This window comes from Sphingopyxis sp. A083, assembly GCF_001468495.1.
Classification (GTDB): Bacteria; Pseudomonadota; Alphaproteobacteria; order Sphingomonadales; family Sphingomonadaceae; genus Sphingopyxis; species Sphingopyxis terrae.
Genome location: NZ_LNSK01000004.1, coordinates 1 through 16,632 on the forward strand (window position 1 = coordinate 1; position 16,632 = coordinate 16,632).

16 protein-coding genes and 1 pseudogene are annotated in these 16,632 nt (G+C 66.8%); 10 read left to right on the forward strand and 7 right to left on the reverse strand.

Features of this window, described 5'->3' with window-relative positions:
• Positions 1–227: pseudogene (locus ATE59_RS09030) on the reverse strand (alpha/beta hydrolase); the annotation flags it as partial.
• 136 nt (positions 228–363) lie between these two features.
• Between ATE59_RS09030 and ATE59_RS09035 the strand changes: the two are divergent.
• The 4 genes from ATE59_RS09035 (at position 364) to ATE59_RS09050 (ending at position 4,233) form a co-directional block, all read left to right on the forward strand.
• Positions 364–1,194, forward strand: coding sequence for a diacylglycerol/lipid kinase family protein (locus ATE59_RS09035; protein WP_058812164.1), 831 nt, complete (start codon positions 364–366; stop codon positions 1,192–1,194).
• Entirely contained in the window at positions 1,194–2,039 is an 846-nt protein-coding gene (locus ATE59_RS09040) for a metallophosphoesterase family protein (RefSeq protein WP_058812165.1), read from the forward strand. The genes ATE59_RS09035 and ATE59_RS09040 overlap by 1 nt, the downstream gene beginning before the upstream one ends.
• A gap of 62 nt (positions 2,040–2,101) precedes the next feature.
• Entirely contained in the window at positions 2,102–3,193 is a 1,092-nt protein-coding gene (locus ATE59_RS09045) for a hypothetical protein (protein WP_231737229.1), read from the forward strand.
• Positions 3,190–4,233: a phosphotransferase family protein gene (locus ATE59_RS09050; RefSeq protein WP_058812166.1), complete on the forward strand. Its 1,044-nt coding sequence runs from the start codon at positions 3,190–3,192 to the stop codon at positions 4,231–4,233. Before ATE59_RS09045 ends, ATE59_RS09050 begins: the two co-directional genes overlap by 4 nt.
• Here ATE59_RS09050 and ATE59_RS09055 read toward each other — a convergent pair.
• The 6 genes from ATE59_RS09055 to ATE59_RS09080 form a co-directional block, all read right to left on the reverse strand.
• Positions 4,230–4,790, reverse strand: a complete 561-nt coding sequence (locus ATE59_RS09055; RefSeq protein WP_058812167.1) for a type 1 glutamine amidotransferase domain-containing protein — start codon at positions 4,788–4,790, stop codon at positions 4,230–4,232. The two genes, ATE59_RS09050 and ATE59_RS09055, sit on opposite strands and share 4 nt — an antisense overlap.
• Before the next feature lie 137 nt (positions 4,791–4,927).
• The gene (locus ATE59_RS09060; RefSeq protein WP_231737230.1) at positions 4,928–8,413 is read right to left on the reverse strand and encodes an autotransporter family protein; all 3,486 of its coding nucleotides are present in this window, start codon (positions 8,411–8,413) and stop codon (positions 4,928–4,930) included.
• A gap of 207 nt (positions 8,414–8,620) precedes the next feature.
• Positions 8,621–9,118 carry a 30S ribosomal protein S9 gene (gene rpsI / locus ATE59_RS09065; RefSeq protein WP_058812168.1) on the reverse strand — a complete coding sequence of 166 codons (498 nt, stop codon included), beginning with the start codon at positions 9,116–9,118 and terminating at the stop codon, positions 8,621–8,623.
• On the reverse strand, positions 9,118–9,597 hold the full coding sequence (gene rplM / locus ATE59_RS09070) for a 50S ribosomal protein L13 (RefSeq protein ID WP_003041188.1): 480 nt from the start codon (positions 9,595–9,597) through the stop codon (positions 9,118–9,120). Before rplM ends, rpsI begins: the two co-directional genes overlap by 1 nt.
• 178 nt (positions 9,598–9,775) lie before the next feature.
• Positions 9,776–10,555 carry a hypothetical protein gene (locus ATE59_RS09075; RefSeq protein ID WP_058812169.1) on the reverse strand — a complete coding sequence of 260 codons (780 nt, stop codon included), beginning with the start codon at positions 10,553–10,555 and terminating at the stop codon, positions 9,776–9,778.
• Positions 10,552–11,595, reverse strand: a complete 1,044-nt coding sequence (locus tag ATE59_RS09080) for a COX15/CtaA family protein (protein ID WP_058812170.1) — start codon at positions 11,593–11,595, stop codon at positions 10,552–10,554. Before ATE59_RS09080 ends, ATE59_RS09075 begins: the two co-directional genes overlap by 4 nt.
• Positions 11,596–11,693: 98 nt before the next feature.
• Between ATE59_RS09080 and ATE59_RS09085 the strand changes: the two genes are divergently transcribed.
• The 6 genes from ATE59_RS09085 (at position 11,694) to galU (ending at position 16,588) form a co-directional block, all read left to right on the forward strand.
• On the forward strand, positions 11,694–12,665 hold the full coding sequence (locus ATE59_RS09085) for a M48 family metallopeptidase (protein WP_058812171.1): 972 nt from the start codon (positions 11,694–11,696) through the stop codon (positions 12,663–12,665).
• 52 nt (positions 12,666–12,717) lie between these two features.
• Complete coding sequence (msrA, locus tag ATE59_RS09090) at positions 12,718–13,251, forward strand: peptide-methionine (S)-S-oxide reductase MsrA (RefSeq protein WP_058812172.1); 534 nt, start codon at positions 12,718–12,720, stop codon at positions 13,249–13,251.
• Between the two features lie 140 nt (positions 13,252–13,391).
• Positions 13,392–13,934: a YfiR family protein gene (locus tag ATE59_RS09095; protein WP_231737231.1), complete on the forward strand. Its 543-nt coding sequence runs from the start codon at positions 13,392–13,394 to the stop codon at positions 13,932–13,934.
• Positions 13,931–15,139 carry a diguanylate cyclase domain-containing protein gene (locus ATE59_RS09100; protein ID WP_003041205.1) on the forward strand — a complete coding sequence of 403 codons (1,209 nt, stop codon included), beginning with the start codon at positions 13,931–13,933 and terminating at the stop codon, positions 15,137–15,139. Before ATE59_RS09095 ends, ATE59_RS09100 begins: the two co-directional genes overlap by 4 nt.
• 20 nt (positions 15,140–15,159) lie before the next feature.
• Positions 15,160–15,669 carry an OmpA family protein gene (locus tag ATE59_RS09105; RefSeq protein WP_058812174.1) on the forward strand — a complete coding sequence of 170 codons (510 nt, stop codon included), beginning with the start codon at positions 15,160–15,162 and terminating at the stop codon, positions 15,667–15,669.
• A 55-nt stretch (positions 15,670–15,724) separates the two neighbouring features.
• Entirely contained in the window at positions 15,725–16,588 is an 864-nt protein-coding gene (gene galU, locus ATE59_RS09110; RefSeq protein WP_003041212.1) for a UTP--glucose-1-phosphate uridylyltransferase GalU, read from the forward strand.
• The last annotated feature ends 44 nt before the right edge of the window (positions 16,589–16,632 follow it).

Below are 16,632 nucleotides of genomic sequence, written 5' to 3' on the forward strand. Positions count from 1 at the left end.
ACCGGCAGCCGGTCGCCCGCCTGCGCCTGTTCGGGCACCCAGATATCGAGCGATTGCCGCACGCCGCGGCCATAGGGCTGGTCCGCAAGGAGCAGGCGCGCGCCCCTGCCGCTGCCGAGCAGCTTGTCGGCAAGGTCGAGCGACTTGGCGCCGCCCGCAACGATCGCCCTGGCTCCGCCGCCGAACAGCAGCACGAGCAAGCCGATGAGAAGAAGGAATTTGATCAACCGCCGCTGTTCCCTGACCGTCCGATCCGCCATGCCTCACCCCGCGACCCGGCCCGTCTCCGCGCCCTACAGCCGTCGGCGAGCGCGAACAAGCGCCGTGCGCGTTACCTTTTCGCGCGTCGTGCGTTGGGCGGGCATGACCAGCCCCTTTTCGCGCCCCGCCCTGATCTGCAACGACCGGAGCGGCAGCTATGACGAGAGCATCCATCGCCAATTGATCGACGCGTGCGCAGCCGCTGGCGCGTCCGTTGCGGAAAGCTTCATCCTGCCGAAGGACGATCTGCCCGACGCCGCCGCGCTGCGCGCAAGCGCCATCGATCTGCTGATCGTGTGGACCGGCGACGGGACGATCAACGCCGCAGCGACCGGTTGCGAAGGCTGGCACGGCCCGCTGTTGCCGCTGCCCGGTGGCACGCTGAACCTCCTGTCGAAACATTTGCATGGCGACCATCCGGCCCCCGCCATTCTGGAGCGCGCGCTGGTGAGCGGCGGGCGGCGCGCCCCGGTCCCGACCATCCGGTCGGCGGCGCGCGAAGCGTTCATCACAGTCGTCGCGGGGCCGGCGACACGCTGGGCCGAGGTCCGCGAAACGATGCGCAGCCAGGGGCTGATCGAAGCGAGCCGCGAAGCGCCCGATGCGCTCGAGGAAATGCTCAACGCCCCCGGGGTGCAGGTCGCGGGATCGGACGCCGCCTACCCGGCGATCATCCTGACCCCGACCCGGGAAGGCATTACCGCCGACGGCATAGTGGCGGACGCCACGGGCGATGTGCTGCGTCACGGGCTCGCATGGCTCGGCGGCGATTTTCGCGATGGTCCGCACGAGCGCGTCGCGACCGCGGAAACAATCATTCTCGAAAGCGATCGCATCATCGCGCTCGAATATGACGGCGAACTGGCCGAAATCCCCTCGCCCGCCCGCTTCTCGATCGGGCAGAGCGCGCTCGACTTCATCGCGACCGCCTGATGCGCCTGTTCCACATCAGCGACCTGCACTTCGGGCTCGAAGATCGCGAAGCGCTCGCCTGGTTCCGCGAATGCGTTCGCCGCGAACAGCCCGACGCGGTGTTGATAACCGGCGATCTGACGATGCGGGCGCGGAGCCGCGAATTCGCCGCCGCGTGCGATTGGATCATGGCGCTCGACCTGCCTGTGACGGTCGAAGTCGGCAACCACGACCTGCCTTATTTCAACCCCGTCGCGCGGTTCCTGCACCCTTATCGCCGGATTCGGCGGATCGAGGCGCTGGTCGAACGCGAGCTCGACTTTCGCAATCTGGCCGTCGTTCCGCTGAAGACCACGGCGCGGGCGCAATGGCGGCTCGACTGGTCGAAAGGCTGGGTGACGCGCAAGGCGCTTGCCCGCACACTCGCGGCGATCGACGCCCTGCCGCGCGGGACGCAGGTGCTGGTGACGGCGCACCACCCGCTCGTCGAAGCGGGGACCAAGGGGCGCGCGCTGACCCGCGGCGGCGCGGCGGCACTTGCCGCCCTTGCCGATCGCGGCGTCGCCGCCGTACTGACCGGGCATGTCCATGACGCCTTCGATCTGATTGCCGACACCCCCGCAGGCCCGATCCGCATGATCGGCGCCGGCACCCTGTCGCGCCGGATCCGGTCGACGCCGCCGAGCTTCAACGAATTGCGTATCCGCGGCGGGGAGATTTCGGTCCGCGTCCGCAATCTGGCGCGGGTGCCGACTCCCGACATGCTGATCGACGCGATACCGCCCGACGCACGGCCGCCCCGCGAACCCGGCGAGCCCATCGCCCCCGTCGGCGCGGTGCCGCCAACCGATCCGCCCGTCCATTGACGCATCGGGATTGACGCAGTGCCGCGTCCCGTTAGGTTGCACATAAAAACGGGATGAGGATCATGCTGACAAAAGGCGACGATTATCCGTTGCACCAGACCAGCGAGCCGATTGCGTTCGCCGGGACCGACCGCAACTTCTACGACCGCTATTTCTTCAACGGCTACAGCGCGGACGGCAGCGTCTTTTTCGCCGCCGCGATGGGGTTTTACCCCCAGCTCGGCATCGTCGATGCCAGCTTTTGCGTGATCGCCGAGGGGGTGCAGCATAATCTGCGCGCCAGCCGTCGTTCGGGCGGCGAACGGCTCGACCTGTCGGTCGGCCCCATCGCCATCGCGATCGACGATCCGCTGCAAAAAGTGACGCTGCGGATCGCCGCCGGCGATGGACCGCTGGCCGCCGAACTGACGTTCACCGGGCGGCATTTTCCGATCGAGGAGCCGCGCTTCATCCGCCGCAACGGCACGCGCCTGTTCATGGACTATACGCGGATGACGCAGAACGGCCGCTGGTCGGGATGGCTTTCGGTTGACGGCGCGCGCACCGATCTTGGCGCGGGGTGGACGGGTACCCGCGACCGGAGCTGGGGGGTGCGGCCGGTCGGTGCCGCCGAACCGCAGCCGCCGCCCGAGGGCAATTTCAACCAGTTCTTCTGGCTCTGGACGCCCTGCAATTTCGACGCCGCATCGCTCTTCTTCCACAGCAACGACGATGGTGTCGGCGCGCCATGGAACCGGCGCGGCGTGATCAGCGGCGACGACGGGACCGAACGCCATTTCGATGCGCCCGGCTTTGCCATCGACTGGCAGAGAGGGACGCGCCGCATCGCACGAATGACCGCCGATCTCGGCGGCGGCCGCGCGCTGGCCCTGACCCCGGCGGGTCCGGTGTTCGCGATGAGCGGGCTCGGCTACACGCATCCCGTCTGGGGCCACGGGCTCGATCATGGCGCCGAGCTTGCCGTCGCGCATGACCGGCTGACCGAGGCCGAGCGCGGCTGGGGCAATCCGCTGGCGATGCACATCCAGGCTTTCGTGACTGCGGAACTGATCGATGGCGGACGGACCCACCACGGCGTCGGGGTGCTCGAACAATTGTTCGTCGGACCGCACAGCCCGACCGGATTGACCGGCCTGATGGATCCCGCTGCATGAGCTTTCCGACCGCGCCGGAGGCGATGACGGCCGACTGGATCGCCGACAAGCTGGGTCAGCCCAAGGGCGCGCTCAAAGGCTTTAGCGCTGCCGCCATCGGCACCGGGCAGATGTGCGACAGCTTTCGCCTTACGCTCGATTGGGCGGACGGCACCGGGCTGCCCCCAACGATCGTCGCAAAATGCCCGAGCCATGACGAGGCAAGCCGCAATATCGCGGCGCTCACCGCCACCTATGTCAAGGAGGTGAGCTGGTATCGCGAACTGGCAGCGGGCAGCGGCGTCGCGGCGCCGCACTGCTACCATGCCGATATTGCGGACAATGACGTCGACTTCATCCTGCTCCTCTCCGACCTCGCGCCGGCACGGCAGGGCGACCAGCTCGCCGGCCTCGGTCTTGCCGGGCTCGCGCCGTGCATCGACGCCGCGGCGGGGCTGCACGCGCTGTTATGGAACGACGCCCGCGCGGACGCGCTGCCATGGCTGAACCGCGACACAAGCCAACTCGTCCGCGCGCTGTTTCCCGGACTCTATGAGGGGTTTCGCGAGCGCTACGCGGGTCGGCTCGACCGCGACGCGCTCGATCTCGGCGCCGGGATCGTCGATCGTCTCGACGCCTATCTGACGCGCACGCCGGCCGCGCGCACGATCGTTCACGGCGACCTGCGCATCGACAATATCCTCTTCGCCCCCGACGGAGCGCGTTGCTGGCTGGTCGACTGGCAGACATTGGGCCGTGGCAGCGGCGCGACCGACATCGCCTATCTGGTGGGAACGAGCATCGCCGATCCCGCCGAACGCGCGGCCGCCGATCGCGCCGCCTTCGACGCCTGGATTGCCGCGTTGCGCGCGCGCGGCGTCGAACCCGACGAAGCGGAATTGTGGGACGATTATCGCGTCGGCGCGCTGAGCGGATATTTCATGGCGGTGTTCGCATCGATGAATGTCGAGCGCACCGAACGCGGCGACGAAATGTTCGCGGTGATGGCCGAGCGCCCCGCGCGGCAGGCGATCGCGCTCGGCAGCCTCGACCTTCTCTAGGTGGCGACGCGGCTGTCGACCACCGCCTCGACGATCGCAGCACAAAAGGCGTCGAGGTCGTCGGGGCAGCGGCTCGTGATGATCCCGCGATCAACGACCACCGCCTCGTCGAGCAGCTTTGCGCCAGCGTTATCGATGTCGGTACGGATCGACTTGTAACCGGTCATCCGCCGGCCCTCGGCCAATCCGGCCTCGATCAGAAGCCACGGCGCATGGCAGATGGCGGCGACCGGCTTACCCGCTTTGGCGAAGGCGCGGATCAGGTCGATCGCCGCGTCCTCTACGCGCAGCAGATCGGGATTGATCTGCCCGCCCGGCAGCACCAGCGCGTCATAATCTTCGACATCGACGTCCGTGATAAGACGATCGACCGCGACCTTGTCGCCCCAGTCGCTGCCATCCCAGCCACGAATGTCGTCCGTCCGCAGCGACGCGATGCTTACGTCGGCGCCTGCGTCCTCAAGCTGTTTCAACGGCACTTCGAGTTCGGACTGTTCGAAACCATCGGTCGCCATGATCAATATCTGGCGACCGGTGAGCGATGCGGCGTTCGGCATGGGCTTTCTCCTTCGATGCTGTTGCCAAGCCAACGCGCCGCCATCGCCCGATGTTGCAGTCGGCGCTTAGAAAGCACCACGCAAAAAGGGCGGCCCGTCGCCGGACCGCCCCCTCTGCATCGCCGACGCGGTGCGCGTCAGAAGTGGAAAGTCACCGAACCGCGATAGCTCTGGTTCGACACGTCCTTGCGACCGATCGTCGTGTCGGCGCCGATCGAGAGATCGACATTGCCGGTCGACAGCGTCAGGCCGGCGCCGACTTCGGCCCAATCCTTGTCAGTACCCGCCAAACCGAAGATCGCATTGGGGCCGAGCCCGCCGACGAAATTCGCTCCGAAAGCCGCCGGCGCATCCTTGAATTCATGCACATAATCGGCGTTCAGATAAGGCTGAATCCTGCTGCCGGCCTTACCCGACAGGGCGAGCCCGGCGCGCGCCTGCACGCTGTCCACGCTGTCGCGATCATAGACGAGCGCCGGAACACCGCCCGTTTCCTTATATTTGGAGAAGCCGATATGCGTGGCGCGCAGTGCCGCGCGCGGACCGACTTCCATCGAACCGGCATCGAACATCTTTGCCAGGCTGACCTCGCCCGACACGACAAGCGAACTGTCTTCGCCGGTCAGCGTATAAGGCGTGCCGACCAGATCGGCGATGCGTGTGGTCTTCGATCCGAAGGCACCGGCGCTGGCCTGCGCGGCAAGCTCGACACCGCCCGCGAAGCGTGTCTTGCCATAGAGCGTACCCTGGACCAGCGTGCCCTTCGCCGACTGGCCGACGACCGCGGTGTTACCCTTGACGTCGGTGTAGCTGAGCGAGAAGCCGACCAGACTGCCGTCGCCGACCGCCTTTTCAACGCCGCCCGCAAGGTAGAAGCCGTCGAATTGATCGCGGCCGGCCGCCGGAACCGCCGTAGCCATCGCACGGCTGTCGCCGTCCAGATAGCCGCCGGCAAGGAAGCCGCTCATGTCGTCGGGCAGCTTGCCCTGTTCGACCGCCATCGGCGCCGAATCGCTGCGCACCGCAGCGCCGTCGGCACCCGCCGCCGTCATGTTGAGCGCAGCAAGCTGCATGGGCCGGCCGATATAGGCCAGCGTTCCACCCATGCTGGCTTCATCGAGCCGCTGGAGCCGGTCGCGGGTAAAGCGCGCCATATTGTCGACGGCGACGGTCGCAAGCGAACCGCGCAGCGTTTCCGTCCGCGGCGCCCAGCTGTCGAGCGTCGCCTGGATCGTTGCTGCGCTTTGCATGTCGAGCGGGCCGTAAAGTCCCGAAAGACCTGCCGCACCGCGCGAATCGTCGAGCAGTTGCGCATAGGCCTGCTGAACGGGCGACGCGCCGCTGACTACATCTTCGTAGAGACCGGCGTCGATCGCCACCGTGACCGACGCGGGACCGTAAGTCAGCGTGGGCGTCAGGATTGCGGAAATATTGGCGACATTGTCGAATGTCCCTGTAATTCCACCTTCCGCGGTCAGGAAGACATATTCATCGCCCGCCTTGACCGAATAGCCGCTGGCCGGCGAGAAAATCACCGTGCCGCCAAGGTCGGCCGTGCCGAGCGACGTGCCGTTCGCAACCACCGACAGCAGATCCGACGTGCCGTCGCCCAGATTGACGAACAGCTGGCTGCCCGATGCAAGCACCAGATTGCCACCGACGGTCAGCGTCCCGACGGTCGTGGTCGTCCCGGGCGCGATCTGGCCGGTGACGCTGGTCAGATAGGGCGCGTTGATCCGCCCCGAGCCCAGCAGGCCGCCGCCCATCAAGCTATAGTCGCCGATCGTGGTCAACGTTCCGTCGACCTGATTGAGCCCGGCAAATTGCGTCGTGTTCATCAGCGTGGTGAGCGAGGCGCCGCTTGCGATCACCAGTCCCGCGTCGGCGGCCCCGATGGTCAGACGATCGATGGTGATATCGGCGCCCGAAAGCGTGGTCGTTCCCGCCGCTGCCAGCGTCACGTCGAAATAACGCGCCGCGGTGCCCGCCAGATGGTCGGGGTCCGAATTGTCGGGCACGAAACCCGTCGCGCCCGGCAGTCCGTTGGTCAGCGTGGCGGACGGCAGAACCGTCCCTGTCCCATCGGCCTGCGCTTCGGGTGCAATTCCGTCGATGAACCCCCCGGCGGCCGTGACCTGCCCCTGACCGGCGTTATTGCCAGCCGTCCCGATCGGATCGCCCGTCACCGTTTCGACGCCCGTCGCCGTGTCGTAACAGTCGTTAAGGCCCGTCGTCTGATAGCAGATTTGCCCGAAGTCCCCGTCGGTCCCGAAAATCTGTTCGCCCGGCGTCGTCGGAATCCCGTTGACGGGCTGACCGCCGGACAGGATCATATAGGCGGGATCGAGCGTCGAGACCCAATGATTGGCATCGGTCCACTGTCCGTTTCCGGCCTTCGTCCCGACATAGTGATAGGGATTGTTCTCCGCGATCCAGTCCCAATAGAGGTAAAGCGGCTGATAAAAGCTGACGGCGCCATAGCTATAGGGCGCTTGGCCGTTGAAGAAGCGCGAATAGCCGCCCGACAACACGCCAATCACCAACTGCTTCGAAAAATTCTGCAAAATCAGCGGCCCGCCTGAATCGCCGGGAGCGGTGATGCCTTCGGTCGGCGTGCCGTCCTCTGCGGTGCGCGCATTGTCGCGGAACGCGTTGAAATCGAACACGCTTGCGCCCGAAAAGCCGCGGCGCGGATCGTCGAAGTCGAGGAAATAGAGATTCTGGGTCAGCCCATTGGGGGCTCCGCCGAACAGAAAACCCTCGAAGGTTTCGAGGTCGGTCAGCGCGCCGAGGATGTTTTCGGCGGCGCGGCGACGGAAATCGGAACCGCCCGTCTGGCCGGTTTCGCCCGTTCCGACGCTGCCATACCCGTAGATGCCGACATTATAGCCGGTCCCGTCCGCCGTGACGTCGGTTGCGGGCAGCGGCGAGAAGAGCAGCGCCCAGGTGGGAACATCGGCCGCCGGGGTGTCGAGCGTGGCGAGCGCGACGTCGCCATAGAGGAAGCTCTGCGCATCCGGCTCGAGCGAGTAGGGATTATAGGCGACATGGTTGACGTTATAGAAGGATTGCGCGGTGTTCGTTTCATACTGCCCCGTGCCGTCGGCACCGCCGAACAGCCAACGGATCAATTCATCTGTCTCCCCCGGCGCGTTGGCACGCAGGTTGTTCTCGAAGCCGAACCCGATCGGAATCCCGCCCGTCGCCGCGCCATAGTCGGCACCGGGCGCCTCATTGACGCAGTGCGCCGCAAAAATCACCGTGCGCGGATTGATCAGGGTGCCGGTGCACAAGCCGACGAAGCCACCGCCCTGATCGATGATCATCTGGCCGATTCCCGTCACATTGTTCGGATCGCGCGCACTCACCGTCGTTCCGGGGTTGGCGATCAGAATTTCGGGTTCGGGCGACACCTTGACGGTATAGGCGCCCGCCTGGGTGATGTTCAGACCGTCGTCTTGCGGTTCGGGCGCCACGGCGTCGAGAAAGCCGGCACCTGCCACCGGAGCCGCGCTCGCTTCGACCTGCGCCGAAGCAGGTGCCGCCTGAAAAATCCCGGCAGCGCACACGGACGCGAGAAGAACACCGCGGCGTGCACGCCGCGAGATCGGATAAGATTGCATTTTCTACCCCCTGATTCAGTGTCATCCGGTCCGGGTCGGGATCGACTGACGTGGGGACAGAATAACCGCTGTCACGAATATGACAATGTTCGTTTACAGATATTTAGCCATTTCGGAGGCGGTCCCGGGGCACAGGCGTGGACCACGCAAAAAGGGCGGCCCGTCGCCGGACCGCCCTCCTTTTCTCCGCCCGTCGGCGGAAGAAACTTAGCGCTTCGAGAACTGGAAGCTGCGGCGGGCCTTCGCCTTGCCGTACTTCTTGCGCTCGACCGCGCGGCTGTCGCGGGTCAGGAAGCCGGCCGCCTTGACCGTGCCGCGAAGCGCCGGTTCGAAGCGGGTCAGCGCCTGCGCGATGCCGTGCAGAACGGCGCCTGCCTGGCCCGACAGGCCGCCGCCCTTGACGGTCGCGACGACGTCATACTGGCCGGCGCGTTCGGTCAGGCCGAAGGGCTGGTTGATGACGAGGCGCAGCGTCGGGCGCGCGAAATAGACTTCCTGGTCGCGGCCGTTGACGGTGATCTTGCCCGTGCCGGGCTTGACCCACACGCGGGCGACGGCGTCCTTGCGGCGACCGGTCGCATAGGCGCGGCCCTGCTTGTCGACCTGCTTTTCGCGAAGCGGAGCGGTCGGGGTTGCCGGAGCGACGGTGCCTTCGACGGCGCCGGCGAGATCCTTGAGATCGGTCATGGTCTGTTCTTCAGCCATTATGCACCCACCTTGTTCTTGCGGTTCATCGACGCGACGTCGATCACTTCGGGGCTCTGCCCTTCGTGCGGATGTTCGCTGCCGGCGAAGATGCGCAGGTTGCGCATCTGCTGGCGGCCGAGCGGGCCGCGCGGGATCATGCGTTCGATGGCCTTTTCGAGCACGCGCTCGGGGAAGCGACCTTCCAGAACCTTCTGGGCGGTGACTTCCTTGATGCCGCCGGCATAGCCGGTGTGCTTGTAATAGACCTTGTCGGACAGCTTCTTGCCGGTGAACTTCACCTTTTCGGCGTTGATGACGATGACATTGTCACCGCAATCGACGTGCGGGGTAAAGCTCGGCTTGTGCTTGCCGCGCAGGATATTGGCGATGATCGACGCGACACGGCCAACGACCAGGCCGTCGGCGTCGATCAGCACCCATTTCTTTTCGACCGTACCGGCATTCGCCGACTGGGTCGTCTTGGTCAGCGCCTTCATGGCACGCTCCTTGACAGAGATGGACGGGAGTGACCGGCCGGACGGCCCGCCACCCCGAAAACAAACCGCACCGCCCGACCCGAGGGGGACTCAAGCGGCGCTTCGACGCGGGCCAATGGCGATAGACAGACCGAAAGTCAAGCTGAGAGCGGCTTTGCTGACGGGTATTATGATACCATCATCCGGGATCGCTCAGTTCGAGCGCCCGGATCCGCTCCTCGACCAGCTTGCGATCGGCGGCGTTTCCGGTCGCCAGGAAGCTCTGGCGGCGCTCCTCGGCGAGCAGCCCGGTCGCCAGATCGATCGTCCAGCGCGTATCGACCTCGATCGGCTGCGCCGCGCCGGCGGCGGGCGGCTCGCTCGCCGATATGGTGCGCCGGCCGGCGACGGTGACGGTCATGATCGGACCGTCGGCGCCGTTCGGGATCGCGCCGTTCGCGGGCACGACGAGGGCGCGGATGTCGGCACTCGCCAGCTTGTCGCGCTCGGCTGACGGCAAGGTGGCGATGATCTGCGCGGCCTGCTTCGCCTCGGGCCGGTCCGACGACTCCGCAAGCGCCTGCGCCCGGTCGACGACGCGGCGCCACAGCCCGTCGGGGTCGACCATATCGACCGAGCTGCCGTCGGCGGGGACGAAATAGGTCAGCGTCTCGCCGATCAGCGGGTCGATCATCAGCCGCAGCGCGCGCGCGACTTCGGGATGCGCATCCGACTCGACGCGGTCGATCCGCGCCAGCAACTGATAACCGCGCCCGACGCGCTGCCACCGCAAATCATAAACGAGCGCAAAGCTGGTGAAGCCGCCGTCGCGGCTCAACCGCCGCGTTGCGACGCGATAGGTGAGCGGACGATCGAGCGGCGGTGCGAAGGCCAGCACGGCAACCTGCTGCGTTTCCGAAGGAACCGGAGGCTCCGGCGCCTGCGCCGCAAGCAGCAACAGGGCACCGAGAGCGATCATGCCGCTGCGCGACCGAGGCGGTGCAGCGCGGCGGCAGTCGTCGCGACGAGAATGGCGCCCGTCACCTGGTGCAACACCGCAATCCACATCGATACGCCGGTCACGACCGTCAGAATGCCGAGCGTCATCTGCGCCGCGACGACCAGTAGCAGCAAACCGGCCTCGCGCCGAGCCCCTTGCCGGGCGAGCGAGCGCGCCAGCAACAGCAACGCGCCCGCGGCGACCCACGACCACCAGCGATGGAGGAAATGGATGAGGAAGGGATCGTTGGAGACGGCGAGCCAAGTGCCACCCGACCAGTCGATGCCTTCGGGAACGAAATGATCATTCATCAGCGGCCAGGTGCTCGCGACATAGCCCGCATTGAGCCCGGCAACCCACGCGCCGAGCAGGAGCTGGACGATCAGAATCGCGATGACTGCAATCGCCGCGCCCGTCAGGCGCGCCGGGCGCGCACCGGGATCGCGCGCCAGCAGCGCAAGGTCGCGTGCCGTCCACACGAGCCCCGCAAGCAGGAACAGCGCGGTCAGAAGGTGCGTCGCCAGTCGGAAATGGCTGACATCGGTGCGATATTCGAGTCCCGACGCGACCATCCACCAACCGATCGCGCCCTGCAGGCCGACAAGTGCGGCGAGCGCGAACAGCCGCCAGCCATAGCGCGCCGGAATCGCGCGGCGCCACGCATACCAGGCAAGCGGCACCAGCAAAGCCATGCCGACCATACGGCCAAGGATCCGGTGCAGCCACTCCCAGAAGAAAATGCCCTTGAAGGCCGCGAGTGACATGCCGAGGTTGATCTCCTTATATTCGGGGATCTGCTTGTATTTTTCGAACTCGGCCTGCCATCCGGCCTCGGTCAGCGGCGGCAGCACGCCCGATACGGGCTTCCATTCGGTGATCGACAGCCCCGATTCGGTCAGCCGGGTGATGCCGCCGACGGCGACGACCATGATGACGAGGATGGCGACGGCCCACAGCCAGCGCGCGAGCGCGGCGGGGCGGGGATGGAGCGGCCGGGCCGATGACGAAGCGTTCAACATCGCCCCGCCCTATCGGCGCTTGCCGGGCGATAGGCAAGAGGCGCCGACACCCCGCGAAATTCATGGCTCCGACAGAAAGCCACTGATAAGTCGGCGGCATGCTGCGCCTGTCCGCCGCCCTTCTGCTTGCCAGCGCTGCCCCCGCCGCCGCGATGGCCGAGCCCTCTCCATATCCGGCGCTCGCCGCGCTCGAGGCGCGCGTCGCGACCATCGGCTACCGCCTGACGACGGGCAATGCGCCATGGTGCGCGCGGGTCCAGCCGCAGTTCGGCTGGCTGTGGGGCGATCCGCGGCTCTATTCCGACGCGCAGCGCCCGGCGGCCGAGGCTGCTTATGGCGCCGCGAGCACCGACAGGCCGTTCCTTGCCGCGGTCGCCGCGGGCTCGCCCGCCGCCGCCGCCGGGCTCCATGCGGGGAGCCTGGTGCAAGGCCTGGCCGGTTCCCTGCCGCCGCAGGGCGAGGGCAGCGACGCCTATGCCCGCATCGCCGCGCTCGAAAGGCTGTTTGCAGGCCTGCCGAGCGACCGGCCGGCCATGCTCGACACTGGCAAGGCTCCGGTGCGGATCGCACCGGTGGTCGGCTGCGCGACCGACTTCCGCGTCGATGCCCGCGACCGCCCCGACGGGGCCGCCGACGGCCGGCTCGTCGTCATTTCCGCAGGGCTGGCGCAATTCGCAAAGGACGACGCCGAGCTTGCGGCGGCCATCGCGCACGAACTGGCGCATAATATTCTCGGGCACCGCGCCCGGCTCGATGCCGCGGGGGTCGATCGCGGACTGTTGCAGCAGTTCGGGCGCAATGCCCGGCTCTTCAAACAGACCGAGATCGAAGCCGATCGCCTGTCGCCCTGGCTGATGGCGAATGCCGGCTATGACCCGCGCGCCGCAGTCCGCTTCTGGACCGCTTTCGGCCAACGTGCCGGCCGTCCGCTGCTTCAGGCGGGAACCCACCCCCGATGGCAGGACCGCGCCGCCTCGATCGAAAGGGAGGTTCGGGCGATCGAGGCGCAGCGCGCAGCGGGCCAGCCGCTCGCGCCGCCGCTCATCGGCGCGCCGCCGCCCTTGGAATAGAGGGCGGTCGATCCTATCTGGGCGTCTTCCACCCCATCAAAGGATCGACGCGATGACAGAGACCGCCATTTTCGCCGGAGGCTGCTTCTGGTGCACCGAAGCGGTATTCAAATCGCTGGCGGGCGTCGAAAGCGTCGAAAGCGGCTATATCGGCGGGTCGGTCGCCAATCCGACCTACAAGCAGGTGTGCAGCGGCGATACGGGGCATGCCGAGGCGATCCGCATCGGATATGATCCGGCGGCCATTTCCTACGCTGATCTGCTCGACGTGTTCTTCGCGACGCACGATCCGACGCAGCTCAATCGCCAGGGCAACGACATCGGCACCCAGTATCGCAGCGCCATCTTTCCGCTCGACGAAACGCAGGCGGCCGCCGCCGAGGCCGCAATCGCGCGCGCACAGCCCGACTGGCCCGCGCCGATCGTGACCCGCATCGAACCGGCGTCGACCTGGTATCCCGCCGAGGATTATCATCAGGACTATTGGGACGGCGAAGGCCAGCGCAATCCCTATTGCATGGCCGTGATCCCACCCAAGCTCGCGAAGCTGCGCAAGGGGTTTTCGGAGCGGCTGCGCGAGGCCTGAAGCCATCGAAGGACGGGCGGCCGACTGTTGCAATATGGCCGCATGGCGTCACTTTTCCTTGACTTAGCGGCGCTTTTCTCTAGCGGACGCCGCCTCGCGGGGGCAGGATCACCCCCTTCCGAGGTGGGGACCGCTACAGCGTGCTGATACCATTGTTCCTGATCGGCTCGTCGATGACGGCGCCGCAGCTCGCCATGCAGGCGGCGGCGCAAACTGTCGTGGACGACAGTCCGGGTGGCATGGCGCTGGCGGTCAACCGCATGCTCGGCGGCATCGTGACCTATGCGACATGGCCGAACGAGGCGCCGGGCGCCCCGCGCACCATGTGCGTCATCGGCACCCCGCGCCTGACCGAACGTCCGGCGCCCGACCTGCCCGGCCGCGGATCGGTGAGCGTCCGGCGCGTCAGCGCCGCAGCGGCAATCGGCGGCGCGGGCTGTCACATGCTCTATCTCGGGCAGATGCCCGTGGCGGACCGGCAACGCCTGATCGGCTGGGTGCGCGGAAAGGCGGTGCTCACGGTCACCGACGATGACAGCAACTGCAACCTCGGCGCGATGTTCTGCCTGAACGCGCAGGGCCAGCGGCTCAGCTTTTCGGTCAATCTCGATTCGATCGGCCGCGGCACGGTGCGCGTCGATCCGCGCGTGCTCAAGATCGGCAGCGACGGAGGACCGCGATGACGCCGTCCCCCGCCCCCGAACGCAGCGGCGCGCGCACGACCCTGCAAAAGCTGCTGTCGCGCTTTCACTTCGGGGTCACGCTACTCGCGGTCGCGCTGTCGGGGATCACGATCCTGCTCGCCGGGATCACGACGCTGCGCGGCTATGCCGACCGCAATATGGAACTGGCGGCGCAGGTCGCGGCCTACGGCGTCGAACCCGCGCTCGTCTTCAACGATCCGCAGGCTGCGCGCGAGGGGCTGCAGCCGCTCACCAGGATACCCGGCATCGCGCGCTTGCGCGTGCTCGACGACAAGGGACGGCTGCTCACCGAATGGGTGTCGCCGCACGGCGATGCGATGCCGATGCTCACGGGCTTTTTCTTTCCGCGGCCCTTTGCGACGACCGTCCAGCGCAACGGGTCGGTGATCGGGACGATCGAGGTGTGGGGCGACAGTTCGACGCTGACCCATTATGTACGGCTTGGCCTGCTCGCCGGCCTCGCCTGCCTGCTCATTACCGCGATCGGCACGGTCATCCTCGCCCGGCGCTTCGAATATGAGCTGGTCAAGCCGCTCGGCGAGATTGCAACCGTCGCGCACGACGTCCGGCTGCACCGCCGTTTCGACAAAAGGGTACAGGGGCTCGGCATTGCCGAACTCGACCGGCTCGGCGGCGACATCAACGCGCTGCTCGACGAGCTGCAGGGCTGGCAGGGGCATATGGAAAGCGAAAAGGCGCTGCTCGCCCACCGCGCCTCCCACGATCCGCTCACCGCGCTGCCTAACCGCGCGGCGTTCGACGAAGCGCTGGCGGCGCGGCTGGCTGCGGGTGCCGCCCGCTTTGCGCTGCTGTTCATCGATGCCGATAATTTCAAGGCGGTGAATGACGGCTTTGGTCACGCCGCCGGCGACGCGGTGCTTGTGGCGCTGTCGCAGCGGATCAAGGCGCTGCTTCACCCGGGCGATTTCGCCGCGCGCATCGGCGGCGACGAATTCGTGATGATCGTCGATCCGGCCGGACATGACGCACAACCCGACTCGCTCGCCGAGCGCCTTCGCGCGGCCATCGCCGATCCGATCACGCTGCCCGGCGGCGACAGCTACCGCCTGTCGGTCAGCATCGGGGTTGCCGTGCATCCTGCCGACGGCACCGATCCCACCGCGCTGCTGACCGCGGCCGACGCCGCCATGTATGCCGACAAGCTCGGCAAGCTTTCGAAATGACGACCCCCCGGAGACCTGCAATGACCCATGCCGCCCCCCGCCACCTTCGCACCCTGTTCGCGCTGGCCGTCGCCGCATTGCTCGCAGCGTGCCAGAGCATGCCGGCGCCAAAGGGCTTCAATGCCGCACAGATCGCGGTGCTGAAGGAAGAAGGCTTCATCCCCGCCCCCGCGGCCACCGACGACAGCTGGCAGCTCACGATGGCCGATCGCCTGCTGTTCGCGACCAACGAAAGCGCGATCCAGCCCGAACAGACCGAACGCCTCGGCACGCTTGCCCGGCGCCTGATCGCGGTCGGCATCCCCAGCGCGCGTGTCGAAGGTCACACCGATTCGACGGGCGCTCCCGACTATAACCAGAAGCTCTCCGAAGCCCGGGCCCAGGCCGTTGCCGCGCCGCTGATCGCGGGCGGAATGCAATTCGCCCCCGGCCAGATTATCGGACGCGGCGAAACCATGCCGCTGTCGCCGAACGACACGTCCGAAGGCCGGCAGGACAATCGCCGCGTCGTCATCATCGTGACGCCCTGAACCGCCATCGGTCCGTGCCTTTCCACACCGCGCGATCCCCGCTAAGAGCCCGGCCATGAAACCGATCCGCAAAGCCGTCTTTCCTGTCGCCGGCCTCGGCACCCGCTTCCTGCCCGCGACCAAGGCGATCCCCAAGGAAATGCTGCCCGTCGTCGACCGGCCGTTGATCCAATATGCGGTCGACGAGGCACGCGAGGCGGGGATCGAACAGATGATCTTCGTCACCGGCCGCGGCAAGAGCGCAATCGAGGATCATTTCGACATCGCCTTCGAACTCGAACGCACGATGTCCGAACGCGGCAAGGATCTGTCGGTCCTGGAACCCACGCGGCTCGGTCCCGGCAATTGCGCCTATGTCCGCCAGCAGGAGCCGATGGGGCTGGGCCATGCGATCTGGTGCGCGCGCGACATCGTCGGCGACGAACCCTTCGCGATCTTCCTGCCCGACGAATTCATGCACGGCAGCCCCGGCTGCATGAAGCAGATGGTCGATGCCTATCACAAGGTCGGCGGCAATCTGATCTCGGTGCTCGAAGTGCCGCACGAACAGGTGTCGAGCTATGGCGTGATCGCGCCGGGCCGCGCCGAGGGCGCCCTGACCGAGGTGCGCGGCCTTGTCGAAAAGCCCGCGATCGACGACGCCCCGTCGAACCTTATCATCTCGGGCCGCTATATCCTTCAGCCCGACGTCATGCGCGTGCTTGAAAGCCAGGAAAAGGGCGCAGGCGGCGAAATCCAGCTCACCGACGCCATGGCGACGATGATCGGGCGGCAGCCCTTTCACGCGGTCACCTTCGACGGCGCCCGCTACGACTGCGGATCAAAGGCTGGCTATATCCAGGCCAATCTGGCGATCGCGCTCGAACGCCCCGACATGGCCGCCGATGTGCGCGCCTTCGCGCTCGATCTGCTCAAATAGGAAGCGCAGGGCGGAAACCGGCGGGGACGCGCCCCGCCGGTCCG